Raw genomic sequence first — 10,944 nt, 5'->3', positions numbered from 1 at the left:
TATTTGTTTATAAGCGACACAGTCGGAGTTGCGGGCCGCGATCGCGGCACCGATGTCCGCGAGCGCGGCCCGCAATTCCCGCGGTTCCAGGATTTCGACGCCGGGGCCGAGCGCTGTGAGCTGGCCGAGCGCGATTTCGCGGCTTTCCAGCGCGAGTTCGGCCTCGGCCCAGCCGTCTTCGCCGGGTTCGCCGAGCGAGACGACGGTTTCGGCGACGTACTCGGCGCGGAACACCCGGCGCAGCCCGTGCACGGCGTCGCGGTTCAGCCGGACCCGAACCCGGACCGGCCGCGCGACCACCTCGAACTTCGCCGAGGACTCGCGCCACCACCCGGCCAGATCGAAGGCCGCCGGGCGCTCGAAGCGTTCCTCGATGTCGGTGACCGACGTCATCCGGGAGACGCGGTAGGTGCGCAGGGCGTCATCGGCGGGGACACGCGCGACGAGGTACCAGGTGCCCGCCTTCAACACGAGCCCGAGCGGTTCCAGCACGCGCTCGGCGAGTTTGTCCCGACGCCGATACCGCACGTCGAGCCGATGCTGCGCCCACACCGCGCGGGCGATCGTGGCGAGCTCGGCCGCGTCGTCTTCCGCACGGAACCAGCCTGGCGCGTCGAGATGGAACCGGCCTGCGACGCGTTCGGCCTGCTCACGCAGTTCCCCCGGCATACTCGCGGACACCTTCGCGTGCGCGGCCGACACCGCGGTGCCCAGCCCGAGCCCGGCCAGCGCCTCCGGAACGCCGAGTGCGAACAGCGCGACGGCCTCCCGTGCGGTGAGCCCGTCCAGCCGGGCCCGCCAGCCGTCGACGAGCCGGAAGCCGCCGTGCCGCCCCGGCTCCGTCCACAGTGGAACCCCGGCGTCGCGCAGCGCGGCGAGGTCACGGTGCATGGTGCGCTCGGAGACGCCGAGTTCCTCCGCCAGCTCCGCCGCCGTCGCGCTCCGCCTGCGCTGCAACGTGAACAGCAGCGCCACCAGCCTCTCCGCCTTCATGCCCCTACCCAACCGCAAAAGTCCGTGGGGGCCTCCCCGAGGGAGCACAAGTCCCTCAAGGAGGCCCCCACGGACCGTCGCAGAGTTACCGGTTGGCGCGGTTCACGGCCGAGACGACCGCGCGCAGCGACGCCGTCACGATCGACGGGTCCACGCCGACGCCCCAGAACACGCGGTCGGAGATGGCGCATTCGATGTACGACGCCGCTCGCGCGTCGTCGCCCGGCGAGAGCGTGTGCTCGCTGTAGTCCATCAGCCGCAGGTCGAAGCCCACAGTGGACAGTGCGTCGAAGAACGCCGCGATCGGCCCGTTCCCGGTACCGGAGATCTCGTGCTCGTCACCTTCGACCCGAACCTTCGCGACGAGGGAGTACTCACCGCCGCCGTTGTCGGTGACCCGCTGCGAGACCAGCTCCAGCGGCGTCCGCGGCTCCAGGTACTCGGCCGAGAACGCGTTCCACATCGTCGTCGGGTCGACCTCGCCGCCCTCGGAGTCGGTGTGCCGCTGGATGATCTTCGAGAACTCGATCTGCAGTCGCCGCGGCAGATCCAGCTGGTGCTCGGACTTCATGATGTAGGCGACGCCGCCCTTGCCGGACTGCGAGTTCACCCGGATCACGGCCTCGTACGTGCGGCCGACGTCCTTCGGGTCGATCGGCAGGTACGGGACCTCCCACGGGTACTCGTCGATCGGGACGCCCTGCTTGTCCGCGGCGTCCTTCAACGCGTCGAGGCCCTTGTTGATCGCGTCCTGGTGCGAGCCGGAGAACGCGGTGAACACCAGGTCGCCGCCCCACGGGCTGCGCTCGTGCACCGGCAGCTGGTTGCAGTACTCGACCGTCCGCTTGATCTCGTCCATGTCGGAGAAGTCGATCTGCGGGTCGATGCCCTGGCTGTACAGGTTCATGCCCAGCGCGACCAGGTCGACGTTGCCGGTGCGCTCGCCGTTGCCGAACAGGCAGCCCTCGATCCGGTCCGCCCCGGCCTGGTACCCCAGTTCGGCGGCGGCGATGCCGGTGCCGCGGTCGTTGTGCGGGTGCAGCGACAGGATCACGCTGTCGCGGCGCTCCAGGTTCCGGCTCATCCACTCGATCGAGTCGGCGTAGACGTTCGGGGTGGCCATCTCGACGGTCGCCGGCAGGTTCAGGATCACCGGCTTCTCCGGCGTGGGCTGCCAGATCTCGGTGACCGCGTTGCACACCTCGGCCGCGTACGACAGCTCGGTGCCGGTGTAGGACTCCGGCGAGTACTGGAAGCGGAAGTCGGTGTCGGAGTACTTCTGCGCGTACTCGACCACCAGGTCGGCGGCCTGCGTCGCGATCTTCTTGATGCCCTCGCGCTCCTCGCGGAACACGACGCGACGCTGCAGGATCGACGTCGAGTTGTAGATGTGCACGATCGCGCGCGGCGCGCCCTCCAGTGCCTGGAAGGTGCGCTCGATCAGCTCGGGACGGCACTGGGTCAGCACCTGGATGTGCACGTCGTCCGGGATCGCGCCCTCTTCGATGATCTCGCGGACGAAGTCGAAGTCGGTTTGCGAGGCCGCCGGGAAACCGACCTCGATCTCCTTGTAGCCCATGCGGACGAGCAGGTCGAAGAACTTGCGCTTGCGCGCGGGCGACATCGGGTCGATCAGGGCCTGGTTGCCGTCACGCAGGTCGACGGCGCACCACAGCGGCGCGCGTTCGATGCGCTTGTCCGGCCAGGTGCGGTCCGGCAGGTCGATGTCCTCGACCAGGCGGTACCACGGACGGTAGCGATGGACGGGCATCGACGTCCCGCGCTGGGTGTTCCAGACGGCCTGATCGGCGGGCGCCGGCCGGGAAGGCTTGCGTACGCGGCTGCTGGTGATACGAGGGTCGGGCGTGCTCATGAGAGGTGCTTCTCCTGAAAGGTCGGTCCGGTCGACCGGCGGCACAACGAAGCCCCGCGACAGGGAGCCGGTCCGGTCAGGCCCCGTCGCGGCACCGAAGCAGGAGAGCACGCGCCACGACGTCACCATAACCCACGGGACGCGCCGAACGGGAGGGCCGGTCGCAATACAACTGTTACGAGGAGGCCGCCATCCGTGTTACCAGCGGGTAGCGAATGGGGTAGTGACGTGCCAGACTGCCGTGCATGGGTGAACACGCTGAGTCGGCCGACGAGAGCCAGGCGAAGCCGCGAGTCGAGGTCGACTGGCGCAAGGCCCGCGAGCGGACCGCGTCGATCGTCGCGAGCATCGTGCGGTGGCTCGGCCTCATCTTCGCCGCGCTGCTCGTGCTGCACGTGATCTTCGTGGTCGGCGAGGCCAACCCGATGAACGGCATCGTCTCGTTCACCCGCGGCTGGGCCGACAGCCTGTCACTCGGGTTCAAGGACCTCTTCGAGCCGAGCGACGCCAAGCTCCGCGTGCTGGTGAACTACGGCATCGCCGCGGTGTTCTGGCTCGTCGTCTCGGCCATCCTGGCCAAGATCATCCGCCGCATCGGCGGCAGCGGCTCCTGACACGCTTCCCGATGCGCTGACGTGGCACCGGGCGAGCTGCCCAGTGCCACGTCGTCCGTCATCGCGCGGTGCGCCGCTGGTTCTTGAGGACGCTTGCATTCCCGTAGGTCGAGTTAAAGAATCCGGCCTGTTTCCTTAAATCTCAAGGGTGTAATTCAAACTCCCGCCAGTACGGCTCAGAGTGCGGCTTCGCCCCAGGTGCCGGCGTAGGCGAACTCCGACAGCGGGACGCGCCGTCGCGGTGCCAGCTCGCGCTGGACGCTGCGTTCGTCGCCGAGCACCGCCGCGTCGGCGGGCGAGCCGACGGCGATGGCGACCTTCGGCACCGCGTCGGCGGGCAGCGCGAAGGACTCGCGAACGGCGTCCGCGGAGAACCCGGCCATCTGGTGCGCGATGAGCCCCGAGGACACCGCCTGGAGCACGAGGTTCTGGCTCGCCAGGCCCAGCCCGTACTCGGCGTAGGGGACTTCGCCCTTCTCGTTCGTGGTGACCATCACGCCGATCAGCAGCAGGCCGGCGCGATGTGCCCAGGCCTGGTTCCCGGAGTTCAGCGTGGCCAGGATCCGCTTGTACGTCTCGTCGCCGCGCAGGCCGACGAGGTAGCGGGCGGGCTGGGTGTTGCCGAACGACGGTGCCCAGCGCGCGGCCTCGAGCAACGCGGTGACCTGTTCGGCGGACACGGTGGCCGACTCGTCGTAGGCGCGGGGGCTCCAGCGTTCGGCAATGATCGGCTCGATCGGGAGAATTGTCTCGGCGGGCTTACGCATACCGCCGAAGGTAGCAAGGAGTGCTCTCCGTCACTCGAACGGAAGGACTCCCGGTATTTCGTTGGTGTTAAGGAATTTTTACTTCCGAATGGCGTCCGGCGAGTGGCCGGCACCACTTACGAGGGTGGCGAGCTGGGCCGACCCCGGTAGGCTTTCGCCCAAAGTAAGGGACGCGGGGGCTCATCGATGCCCATCGGTGGAGCCTCCCGGCCCGTCGAGGAGGTTCGGGCGTGGCCCTCGTGGTCCAGAAGTACGGCGGTTCGTCGCTGGAGAGTGCCGACCGGATCAAGCGCGTAGCGGAACGGATTGTCGCCACGAAGAAGGCGGGCAACGACGTGGTCGTGGTCTGCTCGGCGATGGGTGACACCACCGACGAGTTGCTCGATCTGGCCCAGCAGGTCAATCCGGCCCCGCCGGAGCGGGAGATGGACATGCTGCTCACCGCGGGTGAGCGCATTTCCAACGCGCTGGTCGCCATGGCGATTTCGGCGCACGGCGCCGAAGCCTGGTCGTTCACCGGTTCGCAGGCCGGCGTCGTGACGACGTCGGTGCACGGCAACGCGCGCATCATCGACGTCACCCCGAGCCGGGTCACCGAGGCGCTCGACCAGGGCTACATCGCGCTGGTCGCCGGGTTCCAGGGCGTCGCGCAGGACACCAAGGACATCACCACGCTCGGCCGCGGCGGCTCAGACACCACCGCCGTCGCGCTCGCCGCGGCGCTGAACGCCGACGTCTGCGAGATCTATTCCGATGTGGACGGTGTGTATTCGGCCGACCCGCGGATCGTGCCGAACGCGCGGAAACTGGAATCCATTCCGTACGAGGAAATGCTCGAACTCGCGGCGAGCGGATCGAAGATCCTGCACCTGCGTTCGGTCGAGTACGCGCGCCGCTACGGCGTCCCCATCCGAGTCCGTTCTTCCTACAGCGACAAGCCGGGTACCACCGTGACCGGCTCTATCGAGGAGATCCCCGTGGAACAAGCCTTGATCACCGGCGTGGCGCACGACCGCTCGGAGGCCAAGATCACGGTCACCGGCGTGCCGGACCACGCGGGTGCCGCCGCCCGGATCTTCCGGGTCGTCGCGGACGCCGAGATCGACATCGACATGGTGCTGCAGAACGTGTCCAGCACGGTGTCCGGGCGCACCGACATCACGTTCACCCTCTCCAAGGCCAACGGCGCCCACGCCGTCAAGGAACTGGAGAAGATCAAGGACGAAATCGGCTTCGAGTCGGTTCTGTACGACGACCACGTCGGCAAGGTTTCGCTTGTCGGCGCGGGAATGCGCTCGCACCCCGGTGTCACCGCGACGTTCTGCGAGGCACTGGCCAATTCGGGCGTGAACATCGAAATCATCAACACCTCCGAAATCCGGATCTCGGTGCTGATCCGGGACGCGCAGCTCGACGACGCGGTGCGCGCGATCCACGAAGCATTCGAACTCGGCGGCGACGAAGAAGCCGTCGTATACGCGGGGAGTGGTCGCTGATGGCAGGACTTCGGGTAGGCGTGGTCGGCGCGACCGGCCAGGTCGGTGCGGTGATGCGGCGGTTGCTGGCGGAGCGGGACTTCCCGGTCGCCGAGATCCGCTACTTCGCCTCGGCGCGTTCGGCGGGGTCGAAGCTGCCGTGGCGCGATGGCGAGGTCGTCGTCGAGGACGCGGCGACGGCGGATCCGTCCGGTTTGGACATCGCGTTGTTCTCGGCAGGCGGTTCGACGTCGCGGGCGCAGGCGCCGCGGTTCGCCGAGGCCGGCGTCACGGTCATCGACAACTCCTCCGCGTGGCGCATGGATCCCGACGTGCCGCTGGTCGTCAGCGAGGTCAACCCGCAGGCGGTGAAGGAGGCACACAAGGGGATCATCGCGAACCCCAACTGCACCACGATGGCCGCGATGCCGGTGCTCAAGCCGCTGCACGACGAGGCGGGGCTGGTCCGGTTGGTCACCAGCACCTACCAGGCGGTGTCCGGCAGCGGGCTCGCCGGCGTCGACGAGCTGGCCGGTCAGGTCAACGCGGTCGCGGCGCGGGCGGCGGAGCTGACCCACGACGGCGCGGCGGTGGACTTCCCGGCGCCCGCCAAGTACGTGCGGCCCATCGCCTTCAACGTGCTCCCGATGGCTGGGTCCATTGTGGACGATGGCTCGCTCGAGACCGACGAGGAACAGAAGCTGCGCAACGAGAGCCGCAAGATCCTGAGCATTCCCGAGCTGCGGGTGTCCGGGACCTGCGTGCGCGTGCCGGTGTTCTCCGGGCACTCGCTCGCGATCAACGCCGAGTTCGCCCAGCCGCTTTCCCCCGCTCGTGCGACGGAGCTGCTTTCGAGCGCTCCCGGCGTCGTGCTGACCGACGTGCCGACCCCGTTGCAGGCGGCGGGTCAGGACCCGAGCTACGTCGGCCGGATCCGCGTCGATCCCGGTGTCGACGACGGGCGCGGCCTCGCGCTGTTCGTCAGCAACGACAACCTGCGCAAGGGTGCCGCGCTCAACGCGGTCCAGATCGCCGAACTCATCGCCGCCCAGCACTGACCGCGGGCGTGAGCTGAAGGGGACTTTCCTCGCATGCCATGCGAGGAAAGTCCCCTTCAGTGCGTGAGACGAGCTGAAAGTCCCCTTCAGCGGCGGGCGGCGTGGCGGCAGGCCTGGTACCGCGTGGTCAGGAACTTCCGCTTCGGCACGGCGTAGTAGGCCCAGACGCCGCCGTCGGCGTGCGTCCCGAGCTTCCGGAACTGTTCGACCGCTTCGGTGTGCCGCCCCGCCTCGACCAGCGCGAGCGCGGCGTACGCGCGGTCCTCACGCGCGGAGAGGTGACGTGCGCCCTCACCGTCGAGCCACGGCAGCAGCCGGTCCAGTGCGGCGTTGACCTGCTTCGTCTTCCACGCGGGCGCGTCGGCGATCTCGGCTTCGTGCGCGGCGGCGAGCGGCATGACGGCCAGTGACGGCGACTTCGCGGCGGCCTCTTCCGCGAAGGCGTACATCAGCTCGTGCGAGCCGCCCCATTTCGCGCACCAGTACTGCAACGCCTGGATGTGTCCGCCGTGGTGCAGTGGGGCCCGCGCCATCAGCTCGGTCCACAGTGGACGGAACCGCTCGTGCTCGTACTGCCGGCCTCGCGCGAGGGTGAGCATGGTGCACCACGGCGTCGGATCCTCGGGGGCCAGCTCGATCGCTTCCTTGGTGGCGTCTTCGGCTTCTTCGAGCACGCGGAAGAACCCGGCGAACTGCTCACGGCTGGTCTCGTCGGCGCGGTAGCCGCCGCGGATCTGCCAGGCCAGCCGGACCAGGCCCTCGGCGTGCACGACGGCGGCGTCCGGGTCCCCCGGCCGCGCCGCCTGCCACGTCTTGAGCCACGTGTCGTCGTTCGCTGCCGTTTCGCCCAGCCACGAGGCGACGGTGGCGCGGCGGTCCCAGTCGGCGCCGATCTCGGCGAACAGTTCCGCCGCGGGCGCCCAGTCACCGGAGCGCGCCGCCGTGTCGGCCTCGGCCAGCGCGAGGTCGCTGAAGAACCGCTCCGTGGTGACCTCGTCGTCCGCCGGCAGCCCCCACTTCGTGACGTCGACGGGGCGTTCCTTCTTGTCCGGCGGGATGAACTCCGACAGCTCCTCCGGCGTGAGCACGTCCATCAGCTCGTCGACGCTGACGCCGCGGCGCTTGGCCTCCTTCATCAGTGCGAACACGGCCTTGCGTTGTTTCGGCTTGAACAGCAGGGAAAGCATCGGACTCCGATCAGGCGGGGGTGGTGGCGAGTGGCTGGTAGGAAAGGGAAACCTCGGCCTTACCGAGCAACGCGCGCAGCGGCGCGGTGTCGCCGTCGAAGGCGGCGTCCACGGCGGGTTTCAGTTCGGTGTCGTAAGGCGGATCCAGCGCCAGCGTGGCGGGTTCGGACCAGGACAACGTCCACCGGGCGTGTCCGGCGTCGGCCAGCGCCACCTGGACCACTGTGGACAGACGTGGCCGCGCCGAGGTCGCGGCGAACTCCCGCTGGGCGCGCGGACCCGCGCCCTCGGCGGGCTTCGACTCCGGGTCGGCCAGCGCGGCGTACTGCCCCGCGTCGACGGCGTCGAGCAGGGTGGTCAGCGTCGCCGGGCGGCCCAGCACCCGTGCGGCGTCGGCGAAGATCTTGGCGGCTTCCTCGGCGATGGCGTGCTGGCAGCCGACGTGAACCAGCGTCGGCCAGTCGACCCGCTGCTTGCGCTTGGCTTCGTCGACGAGACTGGCCTGCATGGCGGCGTCCACCACGGCTTCGGCGTCGCGCAGGATCGCCCGCGCGGGCTTTTCGTCGCCAGGGGCCGCGGGAACCGGCGGCATGCGGTCCAGCGCCGCGATCCTGGCCGCCATCGACGGATGTGTGTCGTACGCGGACTCCTCGTCGTCCGGGTTGTCGCGGATCTTGTCCAATTCGGACTGTCGGGAGCTGTCGGCGAGCAACAGCCCGAAGCCTTCCGCGAACTGCCGGGGCAGGTAGCCCGCGCGCCAGCCGATCGTCGCGTAGTTGTTCATGAAGAACCGCCACGCCACGACCAGCGCGCCGATCTGCCGCAGCGCGCTCGCCGCCGTCGCGGGCCCCGCGATCCGGCCGGACGCGGCGTCCGCGGCGAGTTCCTGCCGCCGGGTGACCGCACGGGAGACCTTGAAGTACAGCTTCGCGTAGCGGAAGAACAGCCAGCGGACCAGGCGCTGGAACCAGTCGCTCGGGTTCAGCCGGGAAAGTGTCCCGCGCATGGTGCGTTCGCCGCGGTAGGTGAGCCCGGCGAGCCGGGTGTCCTGGTTGCTGTAGTGGGCCAGTTCGTGCGCCAGCACCGCGCGCAGCTCGCCGGTGCTCAGCCCGGCCAGCAGCGGGGCGCCGATGTACAGGTGACGCCGCACCGCGCGCAGGCCGAGCAGCCGGGTCTCCTCGGCCACCGCGGCGTTGACCGAGGGCACCAGCCGGATGTCGTCCGGCGGCCGGGTGCCGACCTCCTCCGCGAGGCCGCGCACGAGTGCCCACAGTTCCGGTTGCGTTTCCGGCGTCACGAGGACGCCGCTTTCCTCCTCGGCCTTATGACGTTCCAGTTCGAACAGACCGCGGATCAACGCGTAACCCGCCGGGACGGTGAGAATGGCGAGTTTCAGTCCGCCGATCGGCGAATGGCGGAGCGCGAAGATCTCCAGCACCACCAGCCCGGCGACCAGCGCCAGGATGAGCAGCGGGAAACCGGCGAGCAGGCAGACGGCGAGCACCGCGCGCAGCGAAACCCTCATGACCTGGTGAAACCTTCCCCCTGGCCGTGCCGTCGCGGGCACGGAGACCGTATTCTGCCGCACTCGCGGCGTCAGCTCATCTCTTTTCGGCCGCGAAACGTTACAGTTCCTCCACGGTCCTCAGTAGACAGTCCAAAGAAGAATGACGGGTAAACCGTTTGCCGCGCGCGGATGGCCCGTGGATGCTGAGGACACTGACGTACCAGGGAAGGAATGGACATGTACACCGCGGTCGAAGGCGCACGCGTGCCGATCCGGATGTGGGCGGACCCCGCCTCCGTCGAGGATCAGGCGATGCGCCAGCTGCGCAACGTCGCCAACCTGCCGTGGGTGCACGGCGTCGCGGTCATGCCCGACGTGCACTACGGCAAAGGGGCCACGGTGGGCAGCGTGATCGCGATGCGGGACGCGGTGTCCCCGGCGGCGGTCGGTGTCGACATCGGCTGCGGCATGAGCGCGGTGCGTACCTCGCTCACCGCCGCCGACCTGCCCGATGACCTCGGCAGGCTGCGCCGCCGGATCGAATCGGCGGTGCCGGTCGGATTCGGCCTGCACAAGACGCCGGTGAACCCGGCGAAGGTGCACGGTGTCGGGGGCTGGGACACGTTCTGGAAGGCCTTCGGTGACCTGCACCACGGCGTTCAGGAACTGCACGACCGGGCGGCACGGCAGATCGGCAGCCTCGGCGGCGGCAACCACTTCATCGAGGTCTGCCTCGAACAGGGCGGTGCCGACGAAGGACGCGTCTGGCTGATGCTGCATTCCGGTTCGCGCAACATCGGCAAGGAACTGGCCGAGCGGCACATGGCCGTGGCGCGCAAGCTCCCGCACAACGCCGACCTGCCGGACCCGGACCTCGCCGTGTTCGTCGCGGACACCCCGGAGATGGCGGCCTACCGTCGCGACCTGTTCTGGGCGCAGGACTACGCCGCGCGCAACCGGGCGACCATGGTGGCACTGGTGAAGCTGGCCCTTGCCGAGGTGGTGCCGGGCACGACCTTCGACGACGCCATCTCGTGTCACCACAACTACGTCGCCGAGGAGACCTACGACGGCGTCGACCTCCTGGTGACCCGCAAGGGCGCGATCCGCGCGGGTTCGGGCGATCTCGGGATCATCCCGGGCAGCATGGGCACCGGCTCGTACATCGTGCGCGGGCTCGGCAACACGTCGTCCTTCGAATCCGCGTCGCATGGCGCGGGCCGCCGGATGTCGCGCAACAAGGCGAAGAAGACGTTCACCGCCGCCGACCTCGCCGCCCAGACGGCCGGGGTCGAATGCCGCAAGGACTCGGGCGTGGTGGACGAGATTCCCGCCGCGTACAAGGACATCGACTCGGTGATCAAGGCGCAGACCGACCTCGTGGAGGTCGTCGCCCACCTCAAGCAGGTGATCTGCGTCAAGGGCTGAAACTCGCTCGTCCGTGAAGGCCTCCTTCACAGCGCTCAGCGC

9 protein-coding genes are annotated in these 10,944 nt (G+C 69.0%); 4 read left to right on the top strand and 5 right to left on the bottom strand.

Annotated features, from left to right (window positions below; all coding sequences use genetic code 11):
* The coding region (locus ACFW0G_RS44640) for a helix-turn-helix transcriptional regulator (RefSeq protein ID WP_378331657.1) at window positions 1-993 on the bottom strand (993 nt) is incomplete at its 3' end.
* An 85-nt stretch (window positions 994-1,078) separates the two neighbouring features.
* The gene (gene leuA / locus ACFW0G_RS44635) at window positions 1,079-2,866 is read right to left on the bottom strand and encodes a 2-isopropylmalate synthase (RefSeq protein WP_378331656.1); all 1,788 of its coding nucleotides are present in this window, start codon (window positions 2,864-2,866) and stop codon (window positions 1,079-1,081) included.
* Between the two features lie 245 nt (window positions 2,867-3,111).
* Here leuA and ACFW0G_RS44630 point away from each other — a divergent pair, with 245 nt between their 5' ends.
* On the top strand, window positions 3,112-3,480 hold the full coding sequence (locus tag ACFW0G_RS44630; RefSeq protein ID WP_378331655.1) for a hypothetical protein: 369 nt from the start codon (window positions 3,112-3,114) through the stop codon (window positions 3,478-3,480).
* A 176-nt stretch (window positions 3,481-3,656) separates the two neighbouring features.
* Here the strand turns inward: ACFW0G_RS44630 and ACFW0G_RS44625 are convergent, their stop codons facing one another.
* A complete protein-coding gene (locus tag ACFW0G_RS44625) occupies window positions 3,657-4,247 on the bottom strand; it encodes a nitroreductase family protein (protein WP_378331654.1) in 591 nt (196 codons plus the stop codon).
* A 230-nt stretch (window positions 4,248-4,477) separates the two neighbouring features.
* Here ACFW0G_RS44625 and ACFW0G_RS44620 point away from each other — a divergent pair, with 230 nt between their 5' ends.
* Together ACFW0G_RS44620 and ACFW0G_RS44615 are read left to right on the top strand one after the other, a co-directional pair.
* Entirely contained in the window at window positions 4,478-5,743 is a 1,266-nt protein-coding gene (locus tag ACFW0G_RS44620; RefSeq protein ID WP_378331653.1) for an aspartate kinase, read from the top strand.
* A complete protein-coding gene (locus ACFW0G_RS44615; protein WP_378331652.1) occupies window positions 5,743-6,780 on the top strand; it encodes an aspartate-semialdehyde dehydrogenase in 1,038 nt (345 codons plus the stop codon). The genes ACFW0G_RS44620 and ACFW0G_RS44615 overlap by 1 nt, the downstream gene beginning before the upstream one ends.
* 86 nt (window positions 6,781-6,866) lie before the next feature.
* Here the strand turns inward: ACFW0G_RS44615 and ACFW0G_RS44610 are convergent, their stop codons facing one another.
* Together ACFW0G_RS44610 and ACFW0G_RS44605 are read right to left on the bottom strand one after the other, a co-directional pair.
* Window positions 6,867-7,967: a DUF4034 domain-containing protein gene (locus ACFW0G_RS44610; RefSeq protein ID WP_378331651.1), complete on the bottom strand. Its 1,101-nt coding sequence runs from the start codon at window positions 7,965-7,967 to the stop codon at window positions 6,867-6,869.
* 10 nt (window positions 7,968-7,977) lie between these two features.
* Window positions 7,978-9,492, bottom strand: a complete 1,515-nt coding sequence (locus tag ACFW0G_RS44605) for a M48 family metalloprotease (RefSeq protein WP_378331650.1) — start codon at window positions 9,490-9,492, stop codon at window positions 7,978-7,980.
* A gap of 219 nt (window positions 9,493-9,711) precedes the next feature.
* On the opposite strand from ACFW0G_RS44605, the gene ACFW0G_RS44600 reads away from it, so the two are divergent.
* Window positions 9,712-10,902, top strand: coding sequence for an RtcB family protein (locus tag ACFW0G_RS44600; RefSeq protein ID WP_378331649.1), 1,191 nt, complete (start codon window positions 9,712-9,714; stop codon window positions 10,900-10,902).
* The last annotated feature ends 42 nt before the right edge of the window (window positions 10,903-10,944 follow it).

The sequence above is a fragment of the Amycolatopsis sp. NPDC058986 genome (assembly GCF_042741125.1).
Lineage (GTDB): Bacteria > Actinomycetota > Actinomycetes > Mycobacteriales > Pseudonocardiaceae > Amycolatopsis.
Note: the sequence above shows the minus strand (reverse complement) of the source record. Positions and strands in the feature narration are given on the sequence as shown.

Coding starts and splice junctions, on each gene's coding strand:
- ACFW0G_RS44630 (WP_378331655.1), top strand. CDS start 3,112: ATGGGTGAACACGCTGAGTCGGCCGACGAGAGCCAGGCGAAGCCGCGA.
- leuA (WP_378331656.1), bottom strand. CDS start 2,866: ATGAGCACGCCCGACCCTCGTATCACCAGCAGCCGCGTACGCAAGCCT.
- ACFW0G_RS44615 (WP_378331652.1), top strand. CDS start 5,743: ATGGCAGGACTTCGGGTAGGCGTGGTCGGCGCGACCGGCCAGGTCGGT.
- ACFW0G_RS44625 (WP_378331654.1), bottom strand. CDS start 4,247: ATGCGTAAGCCCGCCGAGACAATTCTCCCGATCGAGCCGATCATTGCC.
- ACFW0G_RS44610 (WP_378331651.1), bottom strand. CDS start 7,967: ATGCTTTCCCTGCTGTTCAAGCCGAAACAACGCAAGGCCGTGTTCGCA.
- ACFW0G_RS44605 (WP_378331650.1), bottom strand. CDS start 9,492: ATGAGGGTTTCGCTGCGCGCGGTGCTCGCCGTCTGCCTGCTCGCCGGT.
- ACFW0G_RS44600 (WP_378331649.1), top strand. CDS start 9,712: ATGTACACCGCGGTCGAAGGCGCACGCGTGCCGATCCGGATGTGGGCG.